The sequence below is a fragment of the Paenibacillus sp. GCM10023250 genome (assembly GCF_042653205.1).
In the GTDB taxonomy this organism is placed as follows: domain Bacteria; phylum Bacillota; class Bacilli; order Paenibacillales; family Paenibacillaceae; genus Paenibacillus_Z.
This window is the reverse complement of sequence record NZ_JBHSHY010000006.1, coordinates 41407-63532: the sequence shown is the minus strand read 5'-3', so window position 1 is coordinate 63532 and position 22126 is coordinate 41407. Positions and strand designations below refer to the sequence as shown.

The window sequence follows — 22126 nt, the reverse complement described above, 5'->3', positions numbered from 1 at the left end:
CTGTCGTGTGCATACTACATGACAAATCCGAATCGGCAGTACTACGCATCCATAGAAAGTTGGGATTTATTATGAAAAGATTCGTAATTCTCGGCGGCGGCTACGGCGGTCTGACGGTGGCGCACGCGCTGCTCGAAGGCGAGCTGCCCGACGATACAGTCGTCGTCCTGATCGACCGCATGCCGTTCCAAGGCTTAAAGACAGAATATTACGCGCTCGTCGCCGGCACGTCGCCGGAAGTCGATCTCCGGGTGGCGTTCCCATCGGATCCGCGGCTGATCGTGACCTATGGCGAAGTGACGGACATCAACCTCGATGAGAAGCACATCGTCATGGCCGGCCAAGAGCCGCTGTCCTACGATTGGCTCGTCGTCGCGCTCGGCTGTACGGACAAGTACCACGGCATCGAAGGCGCGGAGTTGTACTCCAACAGTATCCAAACGATGTCGTCGTCCCGGAAAACCTACATGGCGCTGAACGACGTGAAGCCTTACGGCCAAGTCTCCATCGTCGGCGGGGGCCTGAGCGGCGTGGAAGTCGCGGCGGAGCTGCGCGAAAGTCGTCCGGACCTCAACATCCGCATCATCGACCGCGGCCCGAGCATTCTCTCCGCGTTCCCGGGCAAGCTGCAGGAATATGTATCCTCGTGGTTTATCGAGCACGAAGTGGAAATGCGGGGCAATGTGTCCCTGCACAAGCTCGAAGACGGCGTCCTGCACGACGCCAACAGCACGAGCCCGATTCTCTCCGACGTGACGGTATGGACGGCTGGCATTCAGCCGGTGGCGCTCGTGCAGCGCATGAACCTGCCGAAGGACAATCAGGGCCGGCTCATCATCAACGAATATCACCAGCTGCCGGATTACAACGACGTGTTCATCGTCGGCGACTGCGCCTCCCTGCCGTTCTCGCCGAGCGCCCAGGCCGCCGAAGGCCAAGGCAAGCAAGTCGCCGAAGTCATGCAGGCGCTCTGGACCGGCAAGATGCCGAAGCTCGGCAAGATCAAGCTGAAGGGCACGCTCGGCTCCCTCGGGAAGAAGGACGGCTTCGGCCTCATGGGCCGCGCGACGATGCTCGGACGCGTGCCGCGGCTCGTCAAGAGCGGCGTCTTGTGGATGTCCAAGCATCACTTCGGTTAGCCTATAGGAATGCGTGTAAGAAGCGGTTCGCGCGGCGGTCTTACAGATCGTCGATGATCCGATCCAGCGCTTCTTGCACGGCTTGCTGTTCTTCGATCTCATCCATCATTTTCGTTTCGAGCTCCTCGACGGTGTCCGCGGACACGATCGTGCCGTTGACCATGCCGAACGGCGCGAGATAACACTCGCCGCAGTTGCCGAGGCAGCCATATTCGATGACCTCGTAGTCCGGATTGGCTTCAAGCTTCTTCATCAGCTTATCCGTGCCGTGGTGCATATTGCTTGCGCAAAATTCGATGATGGGTTTCAACATGATGAATCACCTGGCCTTTAGATACTGATATCCATTTTCAATTGCGTCGCTTTGTACTATAATAGGGGAGAAAGGAGTGGATTGCAATGAGCGAAAACGCACAAAGCACCATGTATGACGAAGTACTCGACGTGCTCGACAAGCTTCGCCCGTTCCTGCAGCGCGACGGCGGCGACGTCGAACTCGTTGACGTCGAGGACGGCATCGTCAAGCTTCGCTTGATGGGCGCCTGCGGCAGCTGCCCTAGTTCGACGATCACGCTGAAAGCGGGCATCGAACGCGCTCTGCTCGAGGAAGTCGAAGGCGTCCAAGAGGTTATGCAAGTATTCTAAGCTTGCCCCTTTTGCCCTACTAAACCTGAAAGCGTCTTGCCGGCGGCAAGACGCTTTTTGCTGTGCGCCTGACGGCAGCCGTCAGGCGTTGGATTTGATGGACGTCTTGATGGGGTCGAATCCGCCCGTCACGTCGACGATATTGCCGGTCATGTAGTCCGACTGCGGCAAGCACAGGAACGCGATGACGCGCGCGATGTCCTCGCCGCTGCCCGGACGGCCGCGGGGCGACTCCTCGTCCCGCTCGCCCGCTACCTCGGCGATCGTGCGCTCCTTGTTCAGGCCGCGAATATCGCCGGGACAGACCATGTGCACCGTAATGCCGTTCGCCCCTTCTTCGACGGCGAGCGTCTTCGTGAACGAGACGAGGCCGGTCTTCGCCGCGGCGTACACCGCCCGGTGCGGCCAGGCGCGGCCTTCCCCCGCATGGCCGAAGCCCAAATGAATGATGCGCCCCCACTGCCTGCCGCGCATCCCCGGCAGCACGTGATGGTCGAGCAGCATCACGCCGAGCAGATTGCCATTGACGAGGCCAGTGATGGACGCGGCGTCGTAATCGGCGAAGAGCCGGCGTTCGCGGATGAACGGACCCGCGTTGTTAATCAGAATATCCACGGTGCCGGTCTGTGACCATGCGAGCGCCTGCGCGGCCAACGCGTCGACCTCGCGCTGCACGGCGACGTCCGCGCGAACGGCGGTCGCCCTGACCGCGTGCAGCCGCTGAATCTCCGCGGCCAGCTCGTTCGCCTCCCGTTCGCTGTTCACGTAATTGAGCACGATATCGCAGCCCATCGCGGCCAGCGTAAGCGCCGTCATTTTGCCCAAGCCTTTGGCGCTCCCGGTAATCAGGGCCGTTCTTCCTCTCAGCTCCATAGCACCCTCCCAGGTCAGTTCAATTCAATGCTTGATCTGGCTGTAGGCATGATGAAAGGTCAGCTTAAGTGTATCCAGCACCAGGTCCAGCATCCGCGCGAGGTCCTGCGTCTGCTGCGCTAGATTTTCGAGACGGTGCTGCTCGAAGTACGCTTCATGGTTCTGCTGCAGATCGTCCTTCATTTCGGAATTCATGTAATGGATCTCCATGTTGCGCCGTTTGCGCAGCCGATTCATCGACTCCATGCCGCTCTCCTTCAGCTCGAGCAGCTTGGCCGTCAATTCGGTGCCCGACAGCCGTTCCCGCATCCGGCGGAGCACCGTGAAATACGAAAAATGCGGCTTGACCCGCTCGGTCTCCAAATGAAGGTAATCGTTCATCAGCGTACCGAGCTTGTCGAGCAGCGAGAAGAGGCGGATGAACGCGTTCTTATCGAAGTAGACATAGCGGTTGTAGTTGACCTGCTCTTCATCCGTCATGCCCTCGAGCGTCGGAGAGGTCACCAATGCCGCGTACTTGGACGCCGCGTAGACGCTCTGCTCCAGCTCGTCCAACGACGAGATCAGCCCGAGCGTGTAAATTTCGTATTTGCGCAGCTGATGGTCGGGGTCCAAGCCTCGCTCGATGCGCTCGTGCAGCAGGGCGGCGAACCGCTCCATCGCTTGAAACGCCTCGAGCAGCTTGCCCTCGTCCTTGCGCGGGGGTTCGCCAAACAAGATGCGGAGCATCGTCAAGTTCCTCCATCCTCGGCCAAAAGGATCTGTCGCCGCCGACGGCACGATCATGCGGCGCGGCGGCGCGTCCAAGCGTGGGCGGCTTCTCTATCAGTATACGCGCTTAGCGGTTAAAATACGAATGCCATCTGTCGTCGACCAGCTTCACGACGTCCTCGCGCGGCACGAGCTCGTCGGGATACCCTGGCTTCATGCGCGCGTCGATGACGAGCGGCAGGCCATAACCGACGTGATGCCGGTTCAGCTGGGTCTCCGCGTAGATGTCGTCGGCGGGATTAAACCGCGTGAACACTGTCCACAGGAACGGCGTCTGCGCCTCGGCGATCGACGCGTCGTCGGCCAGAATGACGAGCGGCCAAGCCGTGCCGCGCTCGCGCAGCCGCCGGAGCAGCCGGACCGCCAGCTCCGGCTCCTGCTCGTATGATGCGCCTGATACGACGAGACAGCCGCGGCAGTACGGCCGGGCGTCCGCGATTTCGTCGATCGGCCCTTCGTCGTAGACGGCCGGCAGCTCGCGCACCGGCTCGCCGACGCCGAGCATGACGGCCTTGCTGCCGTGATTCAGTTTACCGCCGGTGTAATCCAGCGTATCGTGGGACGTCTTGTCGAAGACGAACAAATCGGTATCCGGCCGGAAGCGCTCGAGCACGGTTTCCATCAGCTGCGGGAAATCGCCGAGGTCGACCGGACGGTCGGTAATCATTAAATATTTCGTCAGCGTCAGCTGGCCTTCGCCCAAGATCCGGAATGCGGTGCCGAGCGCTTCCCGCGAATAACTCTCGCGCACGACGGCGGCGGCGAGCGCGTGGAAGCCCGTCTCCGCGTACGTCCACAGCTCCTTGACGCCGGGCATCGCGAGCGGGAACGCCGGCGACAGCAGGCGCTGCAGGAAGTCGCCCAGGTAGTAATCCTCCTGGCGCGGCTTGCCGACGATCGTCGCCGGATAGATCGCGTCCTTCCGGTGCCACATGTGGCTGACGTCGAACACCGGAAAATCATGCGTCCACGAGTAATAGCCGTAATGGTCGCCGAATGGGCCTTCCGGACGCCGTACATGCGGCTCGACCTTCCCGCTCAGCACGAATTCCGCATGGGCCGGGATCCGGTGCCGGCCGTACGGATCCTGCACGACCTGCAGCTTGCCGCCGATGATCAGCGACGCGAGCAGCAGCTCCGGCAGATGCTCCGGCACCGGCGCGATGGCCGAGGCGATCAGGGCCGGCGGCCCGCCGAGGAAGACGGATACCGGCAGCGCCTCATTGCGCTTCTCCGCTTCGTGGTAGTGGAAGCCGCCGCCTTTATGAATTTGCCAGTGCATGCCCGTCGTCGAATGATCGAAGATCTGCATCCGGTACATGCCGAGGTTATGCTGGCTGCGGTGCTCGGGATGCTCCGTGTAGACGAGCGGCAGCGTGACGAAAGGGCCGCCGTCCAGCTGCCAGCTCGTCAGCGCGGGCAAGCCCTCCAGGGGCCGCTCTCTCCGCACAGCGCCCAGAATCGGGGCCGCGTTCGCCGGCACTTCCTTGATGCCCACCTTCAGGGCATCCCAGATCAAATTGCGCTCGCCCCAGAGCGCCTTCGGCGACGGCGGCAGCAGCCGGTCCATCGCGCCGATCGCCTGCTTCATGAACGCCTCCGGCCGCGGTCCGAAGGCGAGGTCCACGCGGCGCACGGTGCCGAACAAATTCGTCACGACGGGGAACGGGCTCCCCTTGACGTTAGTGAAGAGCAGCGCTGGTCCGCCTTCGTCGATGACCCGGCGGTGAATCTCCGCCAGCTCCAAGTACGGATCGACCTGTGCATCGATAACGGCGAGATCGCCTTCGCGCCGCAGCGTGTCGATCAAGCCTCGCAAATCGGTGAAACTCATGCCTGCAACCGCCCTTCGCGCCATTTCCAGGCCCGGATCATGAAATCGCTCAGGATGCCGAACAACCCGGATACGATCATATTGTGCAAAATGCTCGTGAAGACGAACCAGTCCTCGTCGCGCAGCGTCATCGTCAGCAGCGCGCCGCTCAGCACCTGGCAGCAGACGAGCACGAACGTCACCGTCATCGACCGGCGCATGCCCGGATCGGCGCAGACGCGGTTCACGTAAACCATTAAAGCGCCGATGACGATCAGCAAGATCGCGGCGGCGACGCGGTGCATGAATACGTAAAGCGTCGCGCCGTCCAAATTCGGCACGAGCTCGCCGTTGCACAGCGGCCAGCCGACGCAGCCGCCGGACGATTCCGTATGGCGGATGTACGCGCCCAGATAGATGACGAAGTACGTATAGGCAAGAATCAGCAATGACAACCAAAAGACCGCTTGGGGAAGCGCTCTGGACGGCTTGTCCGTCAGCGTCCCGTGCTTCTTGCGATACGACCAGATGACGAGCAGCAGCGTAAACATGAACGCGAGAATCGAAATGCCGAAATGGAGCGCCAGCACCGCGGGCGTCGTCGGCCAGACGACGGCGGCCGCGCCGAGCAGCGCCTGCAGCACCGTGAAGAGGCCCGCGCCGGCCGAATAATAGATCGGCTCCTTATCGTTGCGGTACAGCATGAGCGTCGCGATGAACGTCGCCAGCACGAGCAGGCCGACGCCGCCGCTGATGACGCGGTGGGAATATTCGATCAACGACTCGACGGTATAGGCCGGCACGAATTTGCCGTTGCAAAGCGGCCAATCCGTGCCGCATCCGCGACCCGAGTCCGTATTCGTGACCAACGCGCCGGCGATCAGCACGAGAAACATGCCGATGCACGTCAAGATGGCAAGCGCGCGATAGCGGGTGTCATTCAACTTCATCACCTGGCTTCCTCAGAATCAACTCCCATTATAACGAACCTATTCGACAAATACCATGTTCAAACTGTGAACGCCTGCGCCGCGAAAAAAAGCCCGTCGGACGGCCGTAAACGGCCGCCGCGGCGGGCTTTTTCGCGCATTCGGCGATTATTTCGCCAGCGCTTCGGATACTTGCAGAGCGCGGTCGAGGAACTGCTCGATCTCGGCCCGGTCCTTGCGGAGCTTGCTGACGAAACGGACGAGCTCGGCGCCGTTGCGGAAGGCGATGAAGCTCGGAATGCCCAGGATGTTCAGCTCGCTGCACAGATCGGCCATCTCGTCGCGGTCGATCTCCAGGAAGCGGATCCGGCCGCCGTACGCGGCCTCCACGTCCGGCATGAACGGCTCGATAAAATGGCAGTCCTTGCACCAGGTTGCCTTGAAAACGGCGACCGTCACGCCGTCCGCTTGTATCGCTTCGCGGAAGGCTTCTTCCGTCGTGATTCGTTCCATCGATATCCCTCTCCTTTCGTGGCGTGCCTTCGATCGCGATGCCGTGGGAAACGGGTTGATGCGCGCGGACCTTGGTTCGCGGCTTAAGGCTCGCGGTCCATGATCAGCACTTTGGTTCCGAACATGTTCTCCCAGCGGATCTGGGCGCCGAGCGCTTTCGCGAAATCGCGCGCCGGCACGTAGGTCACGCCGTTCACGACGGTCGTCGGGAAGCTCCACTTGACCGTCTTACCGTTAATAATGGCATTGCCGCTGCCGTTTTTCAAGCTGATCGTCGCGTTCGTCGCGCCGTCCTTCACGATCAGCGAGCTGCCCGACTTCGCCAGCGTCGCGCCGAACGACTGGGCCGTGTAGCGCAGCGGCACGATTGTAATGCCGCCCGGCGTAATGATCGGCGCGCTGCGGTCGTAGTCCGCGCTCATGATGACCATCTGCTGACTGATATGCGCCTGATTGCGCAGCAGGTCGTAGACGACGGAGTTCGGCTCGAACTGGCGGAGCACTTCGTAGCCCTGCATCGACATCAGCGCGTTGGCGCTCAAGGCTGGCTTGCCGGCCGACGGCTGAAGCGGCTTCACGTCGCCGTTCACGTTCCACCGGTCCGACGTTATCTTCAGCTGGATGCCCTCGAACGGCATCATGGCGCTCAGTCCCATAGCTTCTTCTTCATCCTCGGCGGCGGCCGAGTCCGTCAATTTGACGCCGGCTTCGAGCACGGCTTTGCGAATGTCGAGTTTGCCGTCGATGAACAGATCGCCCTTCACGTACGTGCCGTCGTTGAACACGCTGTTCAGCGCGTCGGCCTCTTCCGTCTCGGCCTTCGCCAGCTCGGCCTTCAGCTGCGTCAGCGCTTCGTAGATCTGGTCGGCCGCCTCGTCGAGGTTATCCTCCTCCGGCAGCGTGCCGAACAGCTCTTCGGCCGGGGACGCCGCGATGGCGCCTTCCTGGCTGCGCACCGCCTCGAGCACGCCCTTCAGCAATGCCTTCAGGCCTTCCTTGTCGGCGATCAGCGCGTCCAAGTACGACTTCAGCCAGTTCCACAGCTCCTTGCCGGTCAGCTCGGCATGCACGCTCATCCCGGTCACGGACTCTCCGTTGACCGTCTCCTGGCCCGGCGTCACCTTCAGATGCGACGGGTTCGGCAGATTGTCGATCGCGTAGCCGCTGACGGCGTCAATGATCGCCTTGCCGGCTTCCGTCACGGACGCCGCGCCGGCATCCGTCCCGATCCCAGCGCCGGGGATGGCCAATCCGCCCTCCGCTAGCGGCAGGAGGATCGGCTGCTTGGCACCCTCCAGGTCGAGCTCGGCAGCCTCGTTGTTCATTTTCAGGCTGAACCCGATGTTCTTCTCGCCGAGCGCGAGATTGCCCGCGGCGGACATGCCGTCCTTCTCGCTCGTCTTGACGTCGGTCAGCGTCAGCTTGACGTTGGAGACCAGCTTCAGCAGCTCGCCTGCTTCGCCTTCGAACACATCGGCCGCGCCTTCCTTCGGCAGCAGCTTGAACTCTACCGATTCGCTGCCCTCGTAGGCCGTCACTTTCATCGCCTGCTTCAACATCGCGTTGAAGTCGACGCCGCCCACGGCCTGGCAGCCCGCCACGACGAGCACGACCAGCGAAAGCAGCAGCACGCCCAGCGCTTTCTTGCGCAGAATCCATGATTTCATAAACGAATAAATCCCCTTTCATAGGTAAAAAGGCTACGGCCTATTCTACCATGAACAGGGGATATTTGGAAGGTTAAGCGTTATCTGCTAGATTCCGGTCCGCGGCGCCCCGCGATCCGCATGAGCGGGTTCAGCAGCCGGCGCAGCGCGCCCGGAAACTGCTGCACGTCCTCGTGCGTGACGACCTTGAGCAGAATGAGCAGCGCGACGTACAGGCCGAGCGAGACGACGCCCGCGGCGATGCAGGAGCACGCGTACGTGATCTTCACCGGAATGCCGCCGATATACGTTCTGCACGCGTAATCGACGAGCCAGCCCGCGCTGGACGCGACCGCGATCGTCAGCGCGTAGCCCGCCCAGCGCGTGCCGAGGATGTTCAGCCGGATTTCCTTGCGAATCTGCCGGAAATTGAGCCACGCGATCGCCATGAAGCAGATCGTGGACGACAAAATAATGCCGTACACGCCGAGCAGCGGCGCCAGGATCAGGCTCGTCACGACCTTGACGACGATCCCGATCAGCGCGTGGCGCATCGGCAGCCGCGGCTTGTTCATGCTCGTCAGGACGGTGTTGCTCGTCATCATCGTGATCTGGAAGATCGTGCCCGCGGTCAGCGCCGCGACGGCGCCGCTGCCGCCGGTATTGGAGAAGAGCAGGCCAGTGATGGACAACGCGGCCACCGTCATGATCAGCGACACCGGCACGCCGGTGAAGACGACGATCCGCATGACGAGCGACGCCTGGCGCTCCACTTCCTGCATGTTCTTCACCTTGTACGCCGACGAGATGATCGGAATCATCGATTGGCTGAGGGCGATCGCGAGAATCGGCGGAATGCCGGCAAGCGCCTGCGCCTTCACGCCCAGCCAGTCGAGCATCTGGTCCGCGTCGGCGGCGGCGTAATAGCCGTGCGTCAGCTTAATGAAGAACGACGTGTCGAAGAAATAAATAAACTGCACCGTCATCGACGTAATGACGATCGGCACCGAAATTTTGAAGAGCTCCCGGTAAATGGCGCCGAAGGGCAGGACGGAACGGCCCGTCCGCTGCGGGGAAGCGCCTGCGCCCGCCGCGTCCTTCGCGTCCTGGCGCTTCAGCTTGCGGGCGTACGACAGCATGACGAGAAACGCGCCAACGCTGCCGAACACGCTGCCGAACGTCGCCGCCGCGGCGATCCAGCTTTGGCCCCAATCCATCGCGAGCGCGAGGTACGCCAGGCCGACGGCCGTGATGACCCGCAAGATCTGCTCGACGATCTGGGAGATGCCCCCGGCCGCCATGAACTGACGGCCCTGGAAGTAACCCCGCATCATCGCGATGACGGGGAAGAACAGCAGCGCCGGAGCGATGGCGCGCACCGCGAGGTCCGCGCCCGGCTTCTCGGCGATATGCGTCGCGTAGAACGGCGCGAAGACGAGCAGCAGCACCGTGATGAGCACGCCCGTCACGGCGCCGAACAGCAGCGCCGCCTTATAGATGCGCTGCGCTTCGTCCGGCCGGCCGAGCGCGTACCGCTCCGACACCATCTTGCTGATCGCGCTCGGAATGCCGCCGGTCGCGACGATGAGCAGCATGAGATAAATGTTATTGGCGACGGTAAAATACCCGCCGCCATGGCTGTCCGTCATATAATCGAGCGGAATGCGCTGGAAAATCCCGAGAAACCGGGCCACCAGCGCCGCCGCCGCGAGAATGAGAGTGCCTTTGATCAAAGAGTCCTTTTTAACCATGAGCCGCTATTCGTCTCCTAATTCCGAAGCTGTTGCCCGGCGCTTATTTCGATTTGATGGCTTCAAGCGGCTGGTGGTTGCCGCGTACCGGCTTGGCCGCGCCCGAAGGAGCCGCCCAGCGGATGCCGTTGCGGATGACCTGCAGCACGTTCGGATTGTAATAGGTCGGGAACGTCTCATGCCCCGGACGGAAGTAGAACACTTTGCCTTGGCCGCGGAACCAGGTGCAGCCGCTGCGGAACACCTCGCCGCCCTCGAACCAGCTCACGAACACCAGCTCGTCCGGCGCTGGAATGTCGAAGTGCTCGCCGTACATTTCCTCGTGGTCCAGCACGAACTGCTCCGGCAGCCCCGCCGCGATCGGATGCGCCGGGTTGACCGTCCAGATGCGCTCCTTCTCGTTCGCTTCGCGCCATTTCAAGTCGCAGCCCGTCCCCATCAGCTTCTTGAAAATCTTGGAGAAATGCCCGGAGTGCAGCACGACGAGCCCCATGCCTTCCATGACGCGCGCGTGCACGCGCGCGACGATCGCGTCGTCGACTTTGTCGTGGCCCATGTGGCCCCACCAGACGAGTACGTCGGTATTCGCGAGCTTCTCTTCCGTCAGCCCGTGCTCCGGCTGATCCAGCGTCGCCGTCGCGACCTCGAAGCCGTCCGTGCCGATGCCCGCCTTCAGCGCCTCGTGAATGCCGTTCGGATAAACGGCCTTCACCGCGTCATGGATATGCTCGTGCAAATATTCGTTCCAAACGGTAACCTTGATCATCTCGACTGCCTCCTCGTATTAGATCCAAATGAAAAATGCCACAATCATGGCGCCCTGCAGGATGAACTTGACGACCGTGCTCGTGAACAAGCCGACGACCGCCCCCAGTCCCGCCTTGAGCGACTTCTCGAAGCCCGCGCCCGTGAACAGTTCGCCGGCCACGGCGCCGATCAGCGGACCCAGGATGAGCCCGAACGCCGGGATGACGAACGGGCCGACCAGGACGCCGATCGTGCTGCCGATCACGGAAGCGCGCGAGCCGCCGTACTTCTTCACGCCCCAGGCGCTGACCGCGTAGTCGGCGACGAACAGGACGATGACGATCAGCGTCTGGATCGTCCAGAACCAGAAGCCGAACGGCGAGAACGAGATAAAAAACCCGTAGACGAAGAACGCGGCGTAAATCGCCAGCGCCCCCGGAAGGATCGGAAAGACAGCGCCGGCCATGCCGACGACGAATAAGGCGATGACTAGAATCCAGCCTGCGATTTCCATGCCGGGCTCACCCTTTCAGCACGTAGTCTTGCAACAGCCGCGCAACGGCGTCCTCTTCATTCGTGACGTTCACGACGTCCGCCGCCGCCTTCACTTCGTCCTGCGCGTTGCCCATCGCGACCCCGAGGCCCGCTTCGCGGATCATCGCGATATCGTTCAGGCTGTCGCCCATGGCGGCCACCTGGGACATGCCGATGCCGAGCAGCCCGCATACTTCGCGAATGGCCGCCGCCTTGGTGACGCCCTGCGGATTAAGCTCCAGGTTGGACGGCGACGAATTCGTGATCTCGAGGCCGCCCCACGCGGACGTCTCGTCCAAAATCGCCTTCAGCGCCGGCGCGTCTTCCGAGTAATACCCGAACTTGAGCCAGTGCTGGGACGCGTAGTCCCCGCCGAGCTCGCTCCAGTTCTCCTTGTTGAACACGCCCATCGTCGAGTACGCCCAGTACCAGACGTCCTCGTGCCGGAGCGCGAGCTCGTGCAGCCGCTTCAGCACGGGCAGCGCCATCAGTGTCCGTTGATGCAGCACGCCGGGGCGCGTCCATATTTCGCTTCCGTTGACGGTGATCATCGGGGTTTGCAGATCCAGCTGTTCCGCGTACGGCAGCGCGCCCTGATAGCCCCGTCCCGTTGCGAAGCTGACGACGACGCCGGCATCCAGCGCTTTCCGAATCCACTTCGCGTTTTCTTTGCTGATCTCCTGCCGGTCGTTCAGCAGCGTTCCGTCCATGTCGAGTGCGACGAATTTGATTGCTCCCATTGCTGGCCTCCTCGCCAAGCTGCGCCTGCGGCAGCCCACTAGAAGCAATTTTAGCACAGAATGGGTAGAATCCAAACCGCGGACGGACAAAAAGGGCCGCAAGTCGCGGCCCGTCGCGGTTCGTTATGCAGCGGCGGGAATCGCGCGGCGCGAGCCTCCAATTCGGCCGCTGCCTGCAAGCCCCGCTCCCCGTCCTCCTCATGCGCCCAGAAGCGCCCCGGCCAGAAACAGGACTACGTACAGGAAGCGGCGGATCGAAGCGTGCTTGCGCATCTGTCCTATCATGGGCATTCCCTCCTTCGGCGAAGCGCTTATGGTTTATCATATGCAACATTGTTTCCGTTGTGCAACAACGGGACAACCCTGCGGCGGCAAAAAAACGCCCCGCGGCGGCGTCTTCCGCCCGCGGGGCGCTCCTTCGTTGCGACACGGCTTGCTCGGTTCCGGGTGGGCACGCCCGTGGTCTTCGCTGCTCGCCCTATCACGCGATTCCGGTCACGGCTTGCCGCCGGCAGCGCCGCCTGCCGCGCCGTTCTGCTTCTGCGGCACGCCATTGAAGCCGATGTAATCGTGGTACGCGTCCAAAATTTTGCGCGCGACCGGCGCGGCGCCGTCCGCGCCGAATCCGCCTTCCGGAATGACGACGGCGACGGCGATGACGGGATCGTCGGCGGGCGCGGACGCGATGAAGACCGAATTCTCGACCGTCTTGCTGCTGACCTGCTGCTGGGACGTCCCCGTTTTGCGCAGCACCTTGTACGGCGCTTCGTTGAACTCCTTGACGCTGACCTTCAGCATGCCGGCTTCGATTTCCCGCCAGTAAGCCTCCGGGAAATGAATCTCGTTCAGCACTTCCGGCATGTAGCCCTGCACGACGTTGCCGTCCGTGTCGCGGATCTCCTTCACGAACTGCGGCTTCATCCGCTTGCCGTGGCTCGCCAGCGTCGCCGCGTATTGGGCGAGCTGGAGCGTCGTATACCGGCCCATCTGGCCGAACGACGCGAGGATGAGCGCGGATTGCGAGCTCGCCGCCTCCTTCTCGTGGAAGTAGCCGATGACGCCTTTGCTTTCGTTCAGCAGCCCGCTCCCCGTCTCCACGCCGAGGCCAAACTGCTTGACGTACCTGTCCCAGATCTCCACGCCGTTCTTCGGGTCCTTCCGGTACAGCGCGTCGCCGACCATCTTGGCCATGAACGGATTGGACGAATGCGAGATCGCGGAAGACGGATCCAGCGTGCCGTACGCATGCCCCTTCGCGTTGCCGATCCGGCGGCGCGTCGAACCTTCCCTCCCGTAATAGAACGAGCCCGTATCCGTATACGTGCTGGTCGTCGTGAACAGCTTCTCGTTCAGCCCGATGAGCACGGACAGCGGCTTCTGGGTCGATCCCAGGAACACGATGGACGACGGATGCTTGCGCTGCTCCTTCGGATCGTCGTACGGTCCGATGACCGGGCTGATGGTCCCGTTCTGCAGCACGTACTTGATCGCGTTGTAATCGTCGGTGCTGATGCTGCCGCCTTCCCAGATGTTCGGGTCGTAATCCGGCATGCTCGCCATGGCGATCACTTTGCCGGTCTTCACTTCCATCGCGACGGCGTACCCGGTCTTGGCGTTCGGCGCGCGCTTATCGGTCGGCGTCGTCCGGAGATAATGGAGCTGATCCATGATCGCCTGCTCCGTCGCCTCCTGCACCTGCCGGTTAATGGTCAAATAAATATTGTCGCCTTTGTCCGGCTTCGTCACGACCGGCGGCCCGATGATGCGGCTCGCCGCGTTAACGGGGTACACCTTCAGCCCGTTCTTGCCGCGCAGCACGTCCTGGTACATGTACTCGATGCCGTCGTAGCCGACGTCCTCCTGCTGCAAATATTTCAGCCGCGGATCGTCGGTCCTCGCCTTGTCCTTGTACAGTCCGTTCTCGGCGCCGCCGCCGAACTTCTTCAAGTAGCCGACGAGCTGGACGGCCGTATGGGTCGTGTCGTAGTGGCGGATGCTTTCCTCGACGATGTCGATGCCCCGGAACCGGTCGCGGTTCTCGAGGAAGTAGGCGATCTCGTCGGACGTCAGGCCGCTCTTGATGCGCCGCGGCACGGACACCGTGTTCTTCTTGTACTCCAGGTCCATGTTCTTGACGATCTGCTCAAGCGACACCGCGGCCTTCGGATCGCCGTGCTGCTGGAACACGTAATAGAGCTGCCGGGCGGTGGCGATGGAGTCTTCCTTTTTCTCGCCCGGCTCGATACTGTAGTACAGCGACTGCGTCGAGGTCGAATACGCGATCGCCTTGCCGCCCGAATCGTAGATATTGCCCCGGATCGGCGGGATCAGCACTTTCGTGGAGCCCCGCTTCTCCTCTTCCTCGCGGAGCGACGGGCCTTCGACGAACTGCAGAATCGCCAGCCGGACGATCAGGACGCTGAACAAAAAAAACGTGGCAAAAAAGAATAAGTTCAGCCGGAACGCAAAATGCCGGCGCCTCGCGATCTCCCGCTTTTGCGGATCGTCTTCCACGTGCTTTGACCCCTTTCCTTCCCCGTGCTTTCATGATTTGGCTTGCGCCTGGCTTACGTCTCGCGGATATGCGTCTTGTCGAAGCCGGGCGGGTCGAACCAGTCGCCGGACGACGCCCAGGTCGCGTCGAGCGGGATCCAGGCACCGCCGCTGTCGGCCAGCTTCACTTCGTTCCACGCGTGCGGGCCGTAGCTGCCGTCGCCCGTCATGCCGACGCCGGTCACGACGCGCACGTCTAGCCCGACGGTGCGAGCCATGACCGCGTACAGCCGCGCGACGTCGATGCAGACGCCCTTGCGCGTTCGGAACGTATCCTCCGGCGATTGTTCCTTCCATACGCCGCGCTGTACGTAATTGTCCGCCTTGTCCCAGTCGTACGCGATCCGCGTCCCGACCCAGTCGTACAGCGCGCGCGCCTTCTGCTCGTCGGTCTTGCCGCCCTTGGCCGCCGCCGCGGCCGCCGCACCGATATCCGGCGGAATCGCCGCGTCGATCACCTCGTACTTGCGCTCCAGCACCCGGCGGAATTCGGCTTCCACCGCCTGCGTGATGACCGGTCCGCGCTTCAGCACGTCGCCGGCGACGGGGTCGAGCAGCTCCGACGCCGTTTTATTATACAGCGCGGAAGCGCGGATGATGTCCGTGCCGAACGCGTTCGGCAGCACGGACACATAGACGAACAGGCAGGCCATGACGAGGAACGCGCGGCCGCCGCCGAGCAGGGCGCCGATCAGCGCGCCCGTCGTCCGGCTCGCCGTCCCGGCGAAGAACGGCGCCCCGCCGCGCCCGCGCCCGGCGCCGTCCCGCCTCGGCAGGACGGCGTCCAGCAGGCCGAACAGCACCGGCTCCAGCGCTTGAACGACCAGCCGCATCACGATATACAAGAGCAGGAACAGGACGCCGAAGCGCAGCAGCTCGAAGTCGCGCAGGCTGGTGACGGCCGTGTACCAGAATTGCTTCAGCGCGCCCAGGTTCTCCTTCGGCACGGCAATGTCCCGCGCCGCCAGCCAATCCCGGGCGAGCGGGGACAAATAGACGGCGCCGCGGCCGGCCAGCACGAGCGACGCGATGACCGCTATCGCCTGCCAGACAAAAAAGAAAAGGTGCTTCGCGGAACCCGATGCACCTCTTCGCATGCCCGATATCAGGGAAACAAGCAGGATGAGCACCACCATGAGCGCAACCGGTTCCGGTTTGAGCAGGGTTTGAACCCATGAATGCATGATGAAGCCCCCTTCCCCCTAAGAATTAACGCATGCCCGCGGCCCGTCCAGCCGGCGAATCAGACGTTTTGCTTCGCCTGGTCGATCAGCGTCCGGATCGTCGCGTCGATTTTCCACTTGCCGAGCGATGTCCCCCGGAACGACACTTCCACTTCGTCGCCGCCCGGTTTGCCGCTCAGCTCCAGATTCTTCGTCTTCACCGTGAACGTGCCGTCCCCGTTATCCGTGAAGGTCGCGTCCTTCGCCTCGCCCGCCATGGCCGAGATCGCTTCCTGCTTCACGCCGTCCGCCACCTTGGTACCGATGGACTTGACGTCCTCCAGCGAGTAGCCGCTGTAGATGACGACGCCCGCGAGTATCGCGACGACGATGAGCCACTTCACGACCGTCTTCACGATCCGGAGGACGAGGAACAGCACGACGAGCGCGATGACGAGCATCAGCCAGTTGTCTTTGAAGAACTGCACCCATGTATCCGTGTCATAGTTAAAATCAAAGCTCATTTTGCGCGCACGCCTCCAATTTACAGCCCGTAGATCATTCTACCAACCATTATACCCGACGACCTTGGGAGCGTAAACCAGCCCGAAGCCCTGACATATCCCAGCCCCGGGCCGCGTACAAGTAGTAACAACCGGTTTGTCCGCCCGGAAGGAGTGATCGCGTTATGAGAACCGCCATCTGGCTGTACCTGTTTCTGTTCGTCGCGTTCTTCGACCTGCACGCCCAATATCCGATCCTGACCCCGTTCGCCGTGTCCCTCGGGGCCGCGCCGTCATTCATCGGCTTGATGATGGGGCTGTATTCCATCACGCATCTGCCCGGCAACCTGATCGCGGGCGTCGGCGTCGACCGGTTCGGCAGCAGGCTGTTCATCGTCTTCAGCCTCGGCGCCGCCGGCGTCATCCTCCTGCTGCAGTCGCACGTGACGAATCCGTGGCAGCTGCTGACGCTCCGCTCTATCAGCGGCTTCGTGCTGGCATTCCTCTCGCCCGCCTGCATGTCGCTGCTCGCGCGCATCGCCACGAACCGCCTCGGGCAGCGAAAGCTGATGGCCGGCAACGGCTTCATCCACACCCTCGCCTCCGTCGTCTCGCCGGCCGCGGGCGCGTACCTCGTGGCGCAGATCGGCTTTACGACCGCCTTCAACGTGCTCGGCTGGGTGCTGATCGCCACGGCGACCTGCGCGCTCTTCTTCATTCGCGACGTTCCCCCGCAGATGGCCGAGCCGCTGTCCGCCGAGGCGCAGGCGCAGCCCGGCGCGGAAGCGACCGGCAGGCGCGGCGAGGCGGAGAACTCAAGCGGCAAGCCGCCGGCCATTCCGTGGCTCATCTTCCTCCTGCCCGTCGCCATGAGCTGCGCCCAGGGCATTCTGTCCTTCGAGCTGCCGCTCATGTCGACGACCAAGGAAGGCATGATGACGACGGGACTCCTATTCTCCATCGTCAGCCTCGGCGCGCTGTTCACGCTCAGCATGCTGTTCCTGAACAGGCGCTCGCCGTTTCAGCGCTCGCTGTGGGGCGCCTTCCTGCTCGCGCTCGCTTATTTCGCGATCGCCGCACGCGTGCCGATCCCGTTCTACGCGCTGCTGTTCGTCCTCGGCATGGCCAAGGGCGTCATCTTTCCCGCGCTGTCGTCCCTGCTGATCGAGCGCAGCGGCGGCGAACGGTACGGCCGCGTGTTCTCGATCTTGTCTATCGCCTTCTCCATCGGCGCCTTCCTCGGCCCGATGCTGGCCGGCCAGCTGCGCGACGTCGTCTCGCCGTATTACATCGCGTTCATCGGACTCATGATCGCCGTATCCGTGCTGCCCTTCAAGGCCGATACGCCGCGCACCCGCGACCGCGCCGGGGCCCATTTTTCGCATACTGGGTAAGCGCACAGGGCTCCTGTCACTCCGGGGCATATAGTACTGTGTGGCAAGCGGCAGTGATGCTTCGCGCAGACCGCCAGACGCCCTAGTCCTTCATAGGCGAAAGAGGGGTGACTCACAATGTCCGTAGAGGGAATCCATCACGGCCATCACGGCCTCGGTCATATCGGCATTATCCTCGTACTCTTCATCCTGCTCGTAATCGTGTTCAGCGGCTGGTTCTGCTGATTCCGGGTGGCAATGAAAGGACGGCTCGCTGGACGACGGCGGGCCGTCTTTTCGTTTGCGGCGCAAATGCGGTAAGATGGCGGTAAGAGGTGAACGTCATGGAGATCGTCCTGATCGTGGAAGGCAAAAACGACCGCAGCCGGCTGCGCCGCGTCCTGAACGCGGACGTGCCCATCCTGTGCACCAACGGCACGCCGGGCACGCTGCAAATCGACAAGCTGCGCCGCGAAGCCGGCGGCAAGCAGATCTACATCTTCACGGACAACGATTCGTCCGGGCGGCGCATCCGCGGCATGCTCCGGGACGCCTTCCCCGACGCCGAGCATATCCATACCCGGCGCGGCTATCCCGGCGTGGAGAAGACGCCGGAGGAATACTTGATCGAGCAATTGGAAAAGGCGGGCCTCGACGCGTACATCGAGTACCCGCCCGAGAGCGGCGCCATATGGTCGAAGGAGGACGGCTTGTGACCGCCCGGCCGTCGGATGGTCATATATGCAGGAAATAGATGACGGCCGTCACCGTCGCGATGCTGAGCGTCGTCGACAGGAGCACGACCTGGGAGGCGAACTCCGGCTCGTTGTCGAATTCGACCGCGAGCAGCACGCTCGACAGCGAGGTCGGCACGGACGAGGAGACGATCAGCGCCTTCGCCATCAAGGCGTCGACGGCCGTGACGGCGTTCGTCCGCATCAGCCAGACGACAGCCAGCGCGAGCAGCGGTCCCCCGACCAGCCGAAGGCCGCAGGAGAGCAGCACATCCTTCATCTTCGGATGGCGGAACGTCAGCTTCATGCTGCCGAGCTGCACGCCGAGCGTGATGAGCGCCGTCCCAATGAAGGCGTTTGCCAAATAGCCGAGCGGCGTGGACAACGCCTGCGGAATCGGGATCTGCAGCGCATGGAGCAGGAAGCCGAGCGGAATCGCGTAGATGACGGGCTGGCCGAGAATGGTGCGGCGGATGTCCCTCGCCCGCAGCTTGTGCGCGTTAACATTGTAGATGCCGTACGTATTCGGGATGAGCGACTGCATCATCATGATCAGCACCTGCACGGACAGCGTGTACGGGTTCGACGCGAACGCGAGCTGATTGAGCGGGATGCCGTAATTCGCGCTGTTATAGAACAAGACGCTGTTGCGGACCGCGCCTCGCATGCCGCCGGGCGTGCCCCGAAGCCGGATCATGACTTCCACGCACCCGTAGAGCAGGAGCATAAATACGAAGAAGAACAGCAGCACCTTCAGCAGCACCGATGCCGATATGTCGGTCGTATACAATAAATTAAAGATCATGGCCGGGGAAAACAAATAGAAGTTGAGCTTCGACAACGTCTTGATGTCCAAAGAAAAAACCCGATGCAGCGTGATGCCTAAAGCGATCATGACTGACAGCGGGATGACGTTGTTCCACAGTATAGAGAGAAAAATAGTCATAGGCGCCTATTTCTTGACCAGCGCGTCGATGACGTCCACGATTTTGTCCGCGTTCTGCGACTCGTCGATGGAACCGGTCAGGTATTTCCGCACCACGCCTTCGCGGTCGACGAATGTAATAACGTCCGAGTGCGTGAACAGGTTCGTACTCGGATCCTTCACAAGCCCCAGGCCGAAATCCTTCATCAGCTTCTCCGTGTCTTCCTCGCTGTCCTCGCGCAGGAATTTCCAGCCGCCGGCGTCGATGTCGAACTTGCTTGCGTAGGTCTTCAGCGCCTCCGTCGTGTCCCGCTTCGGATCGAACGTGATCCACATAAACTCGACATCCTTGCCGAACGTCCCCTTGTCCTTCAGCTTGTCCTGCACCTGCGTCATCAGGTACGTGGTCGGCGGGCAAATGTCCGGGCAGTTGGCGTAGAAGAAATAGATGACCCTCACCTTGCCGTTTGTGTCCGCCAGCGTAACCTTGCCGTTGTCCAGGTCCGTCAGCTCGAAGTTCGGCGCCTTGAGGCTTTGGTCCAGGTTGACTGCGCTGCCTTTCATGGATGACAGATACAAATAAAGGCCCATCGCGGCGCAAAGTGCGAGCACCGCGATCGCGAATCCGTACTTGCGCATGACGCGCATAAAGCGTCTCCCCCTAACCGATCGCTCCATTCGTATCCGCGATCATGATCAGGAACACGACCATCAGATAGTTAATGGAGATGAAAAAATTCGTCTTCGCCCACTTGGTGGTGTCGCCGGCCCGCACGCCCATGATCGTGTGGACGAGCCAGAGCACCCCGCCGATCAGCGAAATGACCAGGAACGTGTAGCCTACGTAATCGTACGCGAACATGAAGATCCCCGTCGGAATAAGCAGCAGCACGTAAGGCATCATCTGCAGCTTCGTCCGCGGAATGCCCTTCACGACGGGCAGCAGCGGGAAGCCGGCCGCGCGGTATTCCTCCACCCGCCGGATGGCGAGCGACCAGAAGTGCGCCGGCTGCCAGAGGAACAGCAGGGCGAACAAGATCCAGGCGCCTTCGTCGACGACGCCCGTGACCGCGCAGTAGCCGATGACCGGCGGCATCGCGCCGGATATCCCGCCGATGGACGTGCTCCACGTCGACGTCCGCTTCAGCCACATCGTGTAGATGACGACGTACACGAAGAAGCCCAGCAGGCCGAGCCAGCCCGTGAGCGGATTCACGAGCGCGAACAGTATTGTCAAGCCGATGACGCCAAGCGCGATGCCGTACACGAGCACCCCGGCCGGATTGAGCCGTTTCGCCGGCAGGGCGCGGTTCTTGGTCCGCTCCATCTTCGTGTCCAGGTCGCGGTCCCAGTAGTTATTAATCACGCACGCCGATGCCATCGTCAGAGCCGAACCGATGAGCATGTAAAGCAGCAGCAGCCAATCGATATCCCATTTGGAAGCGACCCAGAACCCGCCGAACGCCGCAATCGCGTTTAAGCGAATGATGCTTGGTTTTGTCAGGGCCACATAATCTTTAAGCACAGCCAGCCTCCCCGCTTCCGATCCCGATGAGCGTCGTTTCGGCGCTCATTTTCTATGTTTTAAAATCGTTTTTAATCATACCGAAAAAACAAGCTCTTGACAATGTTCGCGGTTCCTGTTCATGAATTTGACACCGGTTGGAACCATTTTGCCCAGAGCCCCATACAGTGTCAATGTGGTTCATGGCCCACCTGAACGAAAGGAAGGGGAAGGTTCGGCAATGGCGGTCATCTAGTCCGATTCGGAAGATGTGAAGCTGCCTCTCGCGCGGCACCCCGCGCCCGCGTCTTCCGATTGTCCTGCGGTTTACTAACAAAGCCACCCATTCATGAAAGCGAGGCGTTACATCTTATGTCCAACGGTTACGGGTTCAACACAGCGGTAAGCCCTGCAAGCACGGGCGGATTCCCGGGTTACGGCTACGGCATGCCGACGCAGATGCCGGCGACGATGCCGACGCAAATGTCGTCGCAAATGCCGGTTCAGCTGCCGGTACAAATGCCGGTCCAGGCGCAAAGCATGTCGCCGCTCGTCGCGGGCGCGTCGACGCAGCCGCCCATGGTCCCGAACGGTTCCTTCATCTCGGGCGCCGGCAACGTCGTTGCGGTTCCCGCTACGGAAGAATCCTACGTCGAGAACATTCTGCGGATGAACCGCGGTAAAATGGCGACGTTCTATATGACGTACGAGAACAACCGCGAATGGAACGCGAAAGTGTTCCGCGGCGTGATCGAGGCCGCCGGCCGCGATCATATCATCATCAGCGATCCCTCCACGGGTATGCGCTACCTGCTGCTGACGCTGAACCTCGACTACGTTACGTTCGATGGCCCGATCAACTACGCCTACACCTTCAACGGCATGACGATCACGAACAACACGGCATTGCCCACGTCGCCTACGACGAGCGCCGCTCCGCTCGGCCGTCCGTAACGGGTTTGAACGTCCAGGCGTGGATTTTCGCTGCGCCGCCCGGCACCCAATCCGCCATCCGGCGCCAAGAAGAACGCTCCCCGCAGCGTTCTTTTTTGACGTTCTCCGCCGCTTCGAGACTGTCCGCATCCCACACCTCGACGAACAGCAGCGGCTGGTCGGTGCCTTCGTACAGCGCGAAGCCCGGCCCCTCCGCGCGCTGGTCCGCGATCCAGGCGCGATACTGCGCTTCCGCCTCCGGCGCGATTCGATATTCGACGAAACAAATGTACATGAATTTCAGCCTCCCGTTATAAACGCCCACGATTCGGAAAAT

General features: G+C 61.9%; 24 protein-coding genes. 6 read left to right on the top strand and 18 right to left on the bottom strand.

The window, feature by feature from the left end:
- The first annotated feature begins 71 nt into the window (after positions 1 to 71).
- Complete coding sequence (locus ACFPB1_RS07725) at positions 72 to 1139, top strand: NAD(P)/FAD-dependent oxidoreductase (RefSeq protein ID WP_379223688.1); 1068 nt, start codon at positions 72 to 74, stop codon at positions 1137 to 1139.
- A gap of 40 nt (positions 1140 to 1179) precedes the next feature.
- Here the strand turns inward: ACFPB1_RS07725 and ACFPB1_RS07720 are convergent, their stop codons facing one another.
- A complete protein-coding gene (locus ACFPB1_RS07720; protein ID WP_379223931.1) occupies positions 1180 to 1449 on the bottom strand; it encodes a YuzB family protein in 270 nt (89 codons plus the stop codon).
- An 89-nt stretch (positions 1450 to 1538) separates the two neighbouring features.
- Here ACFPB1_RS07720 and ACFPB1_RS07715 point away from each other — a divergent pair, with 89 nt between their 5' ends.
- Positions 1539 to 1784, top strand: a complete 246-nt coding sequence (locus ACFPB1_RS07715; protein ID WP_048744982.1) for a NifU family protein — start codon at positions 1539 to 1541, stop codon at positions 1782 to 1784.
- 81 nt (positions 1785 to 1865) lie between these two features.
- Here the strand turns inward: ACFPB1_RS07715 and ACFPB1_RS07710 are convergent, their stop codons facing one another.
- The 13 genes from ACFPB1_RS07710 to ACFPB1_RS07650 form a co-directional block, all read right to left on the bottom strand.
- The gene (locus ACFPB1_RS07710; protein ID WP_379223929.1) at positions 1866 to 2651 is read right to left on the bottom strand and encodes an SDR family oxidoreductase; all 786 of its coding nucleotides are present in this window, start codon (positions 2649 to 2651) and stop codon (positions 1866 to 1868) included.
- A 30-nt stretch (positions 2652 to 2681) separates the two neighbouring features.
- Positions 2682 to 3386, bottom strand: coding sequence for a Cthe_2314 family HEPN domain-containing protein (locus ACFPB1_RS07705; protein WP_379223927.1), 705 nt, complete (start codon positions 3384 to 3386; stop codon positions 2682 to 2684).
- A 109-nt stretch (positions 3387 to 3495) separates the two neighbouring features.
- The gene (locus ACFPB1_RS07700; protein ID WP_379223685.1) at positions 3496 to 5262 is read right to left on the bottom strand and encodes a UbiD family decarboxylase; all 1767 of its coding nucleotides are present in this window, start codon (positions 5260 to 5262) and stop codon (positions 3496 to 3498) included.
- Positions 5259 to 6191 (bottom strand): COX15/CtaA family protein, encoded by a 933-nt coding sequence (locus ACFPB1_RS07695; protein WP_379223683.1) that lies wholly within the window; start codon positions 6189 to 6191, stop codon positions 5259 to 5261. The genes ACFPB1_RS07700 and ACFPB1_RS07695 overlap by 4 nt, the downstream gene beginning before the upstream one ends.
- A gap of 147 nt (positions 6192 to 6338) precedes the next feature.
- Complete coding sequence (locus tag ACFPB1_RS07690; protein WP_379223680.1) at positions 6339 to 6683, bottom strand: thioredoxin family protein; 345 nt, start codon at positions 6681 to 6683, stop codon at positions 6339 to 6341.
- Positions 6684 to 6766: 83 nt separating this feature from the next.
- Positions 6767 to 8350, bottom strand: a complete 1584-nt coding sequence (locus ACFPB1_RS07685) for a copper amine oxidase N-terminal domain-containing protein (RefSeq protein ID WP_379223678.1) — start codon at positions 8348 to 8350, stop codon at positions 6767 to 6769.
- Between the two features lie 80 nt (positions 8351 to 8430).
- Complete coding sequence (locus ACFPB1_RS07680) at positions 8431 to 10080, bottom strand: putative polysaccharide biosynthesis protein (protein ID WP_379223676.1); 1650 nt, start codon at positions 10078 to 10080, stop codon at positions 8431 to 8433.
- Between the two features lie 43 nt (positions 10081 to 10123).
- Positions 10124 to 10846, bottom strand: coding sequence for a ThuA domain-containing protein (locus ACFPB1_RS07675; RefSeq protein WP_379223673.1), 723 nt, complete (start codon positions 10844 to 10846; stop codon positions 10124 to 10126).
- A gap of 18 nt (positions 10847 to 10864) precedes the next feature.
- Positions 10865 to 11341, bottom strand: a complete 477-nt coding sequence (locus ACFPB1_RS07670; protein WP_379223671.1) for a DUF456 domain-containing protein — start codon at positions 11339 to 11341, stop codon at positions 10865 to 10867.
- Positions 11342 to 11348: 7 nt separating this feature from the next.
- Complete coding sequence (locus ACFPB1_RS07665; RefSeq protein WP_379223668.1) at positions 11349 to 12101, bottom strand: Cof-type HAD-IIB family hydrolase; 753 nt, start codon at positions 12099 to 12101, stop codon at positions 11349 to 11351.
- Positions 12102 to 12596: 495 nt separating this feature from the next.
- A complete protein-coding gene (locus tag ACFPB1_RS07660; RefSeq protein WP_379223666.1) occupies positions 12597 to 14615 on the bottom strand; it encodes a peptidoglycan D,D-transpeptidase FtsI family protein in 2019 nt (672 codons plus the stop codon).
- Between the two features lie 53 nt (positions 14616 to 14668).
- The gene (locus ACFPB1_RS07655; protein ID WP_379223663.1) at positions 14669 to 15838 is read right to left on the bottom strand and encodes a transglutaminase domain-containing protein; all 1170 of its coding nucleotides are present in this window, start codon (positions 15836 to 15838) and stop codon (positions 14669 to 14671) included.
- Positions 15839 to 15897: 59 nt separating this feature from the next.
- Positions 15898 to 16341, bottom strand: coding sequence for a hypothetical protein (locus ACFPB1_RS07650; RefSeq protein ID WP_379223661.1), 444 nt, complete (start codon positions 16339 to 16341; stop codon positions 15898 to 15900).
- Between the two features lie 164 nt (positions 16342 to 16505).
- Between ACFPB1_RS07650 and ACFPB1_RS07645 the strand changes: the two genes are divergently transcribed.
- The 3 genes from ACFPB1_RS07645 to ACFPB1_RS07635 all read left to right on the top strand — a co-directional run bounded on the left by ACFPB1_RS07645 (position 16506) and on the right by ACFPB1_RS07635 (position 18409).
- Entirely contained in the window at positions 16506 to 17714 is a 1209-nt protein-coding gene (locus tag ACFPB1_RS07645; protein ID WP_379223659.1) for an MFS transporter, read from the top strand.
- Positions 17715 to 17831: 117 nt separating this feature from the next.
- On the top strand, positions 17832 to 17939 hold the full coding sequence (locus ACFPB1_RS07640; protein WP_379223657.1) for a YjcZ family sporulation protein: 108 nt from the start codon (positions 17832 to 17834) through the stop codon (positions 17937 to 17939).
- Positions 17940 to 18037: 98 nt separating this feature from the next.
- A complete protein-coding gene (locus ACFPB1_RS07635; RefSeq protein WP_379223655.1) occupies positions 18038 to 18409 on the top strand; it encodes a toprim domain-containing protein in 372 nt (123 codons plus the stop codon).
- A gap of 19 nt (positions 18410 to 18428) precedes the next feature.
- Here the strand turns inward: ACFPB1_RS07635 and ACFPB1_RS07630 are convergent, their stop codons facing one another.
- Genes ACFPB1_RS07630 through cyoE form a run of 3 tightly spaced genes read right to left on the bottom strand, consistent with a single transcriptional unit; the run spans position 18429 to position 20883 of the window.
- Positions 18429 to 19373 carry an AEC family transporter gene (locus ACFPB1_RS07630; RefSeq protein WP_379223653.1) on the bottom strand — a complete coding sequence of 315 codons (945 nt, stop codon included), beginning with the start codon at positions 19371 to 19373 and terminating at the stop codon, positions 18429 to 18431.
- A gap of 6 nt (positions 19374 to 19379) precedes the next feature.
- Positions 19380 to 20000 carry an SCO family protein gene (locus tag ACFPB1_RS07625; protein WP_379223651.1) on the bottom strand — a complete coding sequence of 207 codons (621 nt, stop codon included), beginning with the start codon at positions 19998 to 20000 and terminating at the stop codon, positions 19380 to 19382.
- Positions 20001 to 20013: 13 nt separating this feature from the next.
- A complete protein-coding gene (cyoE, locus tag ACFPB1_RS07620; RefSeq protein ID WP_379223925.1) occupies positions 20014 to 20883 on the bottom strand; it encodes a heme o synthase in 870 nt (289 codons plus the stop codon).
- Between the two features lie 345 nt (positions 20884 to 21228).
- Here cyoE and gerQ point away from each other — a divergent pair, with 345 nt between their 5' ends.
- A complete protein-coding gene (gene gerQ / locus ACFPB1_RS07615) occupies positions 21229 to 21810 on the top strand; it encodes a spore coat protein GerQ (protein ID WP_379223648.1) in 582 nt (193 codons plus the stop codon).
- Here gerQ and ACFPB1_RS07610 read toward each other — a convergent pair.
- Positions 21776 to 22084, bottom strand: coding sequence for a hypothetical protein (locus ACFPB1_RS07610; protein WP_379223646.1), 309 nt, complete (start codon positions 22082 to 22084; stop codon positions 21776 to 21778). The two genes, gerQ and ACFPB1_RS07610, sit on opposite strands and share 35 nt — an antisense overlap.
- Positions 22085 to 22126 lie beyond the last annotated feature (42 nt).

Bases quoted from the DNA above. Each gene is read 5' to 3' on its own strand.
- ACFPB1_RS07725 (WP_379223688.1), top strand. From the start codon at position 72: ATGAAAAGATTCGTAATTCTCGGCGGCGGCTACGGCGGTCTGACGGTG.
- ACFPB1_RS07715 (WP_048744982.1), top strand. From the start codon at position 1,539: ATGAGCGAAAACGCACAAAGCACCATGTATGACGAAGTACTCGACGTG.
- ACFPB1_RS07705 (WP_379223927.1), bottom strand. From the start codon at position 3,386: ATGCTCCGCATCTTGTTTGGCGAACCCCCGCGCAAGGACGAGGGCAAG.
- ACFPB1_RS07700 (WP_379223685.1), bottom strand. From the start codon at position 5,262: ATGAGTTTCACCGATTTGCGAGGCTTGATCGACACGCTGCGGCGCGAA.
- ACFPB1_RS07695 (WP_379223683.1), bottom strand. From the start codon at position 6,191: ATGAAGTTGAATGACACCCGCTATCGCGCGCTTGCCATCTTGACGTGC.
- ACFPB1_RS07690 (WP_379223680.1), bottom strand. From the start codon at position 6,683: ATGGAACGAATCACGACGGAAGAAGCCTTCCGCGAAGCGATACAAGCG.
- ACFPB1_RS07685 (WP_379223678.1), bottom strand. From the start codon at position 8,350: ATGAAATCATGGATTCTGCGCAAGAAAGCGCTGGGCGTGCTGCTGCTT.
- ACFPB1_RS07680 (WP_379223676.1), bottom strand. From the start codon at position 10,080: ATGGTTAAAAAGGACTCTTTGATCAAAGGCACTCTCATTCTCGCGGCG.
- ACFPB1_RS07675 (WP_379223673.1), bottom strand. From the start codon at position 10,846: ATGATCAAGGTTACCGTTTGGAACGAATATTTGCACGAGCATATCCAT.
- ACFPB1_RS07670 (WP_379223671.1), bottom strand. From the start codon at position 11,341: ATGGAAATCGCAGGCTGGATTCTAGTCATCGCCTTATTCGTCGTCGGC.
- ACFPB1_RS07665 (WP_379223668.1), bottom strand. From the start codon at position 12,101: ATGGGAGCAATCAAATTCGTCGCACTCGACATGGACGGAACGCTGCTG.
- ACFPB1_RS07655 (WP_379223663.1), bottom strand. From the start codon at position 15,838: ATGCATTCATGGGTTCAAACCCTGCTCAAACCGGAACCGGTTGCGCTC.
- ACFPB1_RS07650 (WP_379223661.1), bottom strand. From the start codon at position 16,341: ATGAGCTTTGATTTTAACTATGACACGGATACATGGGTGCAGTTCTTC.
- ACFPB1_RS07645 (WP_379223659.1), top strand. From the start codon at position 16,506: ATGAGAACCGCCATCTGGCTGTACCTGTTTCTGTTCGTCGCGTTCTTC.
- ACFPB1_RS07640 (WP_379223657.1), top strand. From the start codon at position 17,832: ATGTCCGTAGAGGGAATCCATCACGGCCATCACGGCCTCGGTCATATC.
- ACFPB1_RS07635 (WP_379223655.1), top strand. From the start codon at position 18,038: ATGGAGATCGTCCTGATCGTGGAAGGCAAAAACGACCGCAGCCGGCTG.
- ACFPB1_RS07630 (WP_379223653.1), bottom strand. From the start codon at position 19,373: ATGACTATTTTTCTCTCTATACTGTGGAACAACGTCATCCCGCTGTCA.
- ACFPB1_RS07625 (WP_379223651.1), bottom strand. From the start codon at position 20,000: ATGCGCGTCATGCGCAAGTACGGATTCGCGATCGCGGTGCTCGCACTT.
- gerQ (WP_379223648.1), top strand. From the start codon at position 21,229: ATGTCCAACGGTTACGGGTTCAACACAGCGGTAAGCCCTGCAAGCACG.
- ACFPB1_RS07610 (WP_379223646.1), bottom strand. From the start codon at position 22,084: ATGTACATTTGTTTCGTCGAATATCGAATCGCGCCGGAGGCGGAAGCG.